Origin of the sequence: Sphingobium sp. DC-2, from assembly GCF_000722555.1 — a bacterium.
In the GTDB taxonomy this organism is placed as follows: domain Bacteria; phylum Pseudomonadota; class Alphaproteobacteria; order Sphingomonadales; family Sphingomonadaceae; genus Sphingobium; species Sphingobium quisquiliarum.
On the sequence record NZ_JNAC01000085.1, the window covers coordinates 1 to 600 of the forward strand.

General features: G+C 65.5%; 1 protein-coding gene. It reads left to right on the forward strand.

All coding sequences use genetic code 11. The features are described from left to right. On the forward strand, window positions 1-434 hold a 434-nt coding region (locus ET21_RS0117645), incomplete at its 5' end, for an ATP-binding protein (protein WP_030540701.1). Between the last annotated feature and the right edge of the window lie 166 nt (window positions 435-600).

A 600-nucleotide genomic window follows, 5' to 3' on the forward strand; every position in this document is an offset into this window, starting at 1 on the left:
GCAATATCGTGCTCATCGGCGGCACGGGCACCGGCAAGACTCACCTCGCCACCGCGATCACCGCCAGCGTCGTCTGCGCAGGCGCCCGCGGGCGCTACTTCAACACGGTCGACCTCGTCACCCGGCTCGAGGAGGAGGCTCGCATCGGCAAGGCCGGCGCCATGGCCGCCCAACTCAGCCGGCTCGACGTCGTGGTCCTCGATGAGCTGGGTTATCTGCCGTTCGCCCGCTCGGGTGGGCAGCTGTTGTTCCACCTGATCAGCAAGCTCTACGAGAAGACCTCGGTGATCATCACCACCAACCTGGCCTTCGGCGAGTGGCCTACCGTCTTCGGCGATCCCAAGATGACCACCGCGCTGCTCGACCGCATCACCCACCATTGCGATATCGTCGAGACCGGCAACGACAGCTGGCGCTTCAAGCACCGCAGCTGAGACACCCCAGAAAGCGCCTTTGCGCTGCTGCCGCCTCCGGTCGGGCTACGCCCTCCCTACGCCGTCAGCAGCGCAAAACCTGTGCCCAGCATCAATCGTCCCACGCAACCCCACGGGGGTCCCTTTTGCGCGCCGATTGGGGGTACCGATTGGACGCCGATTGACA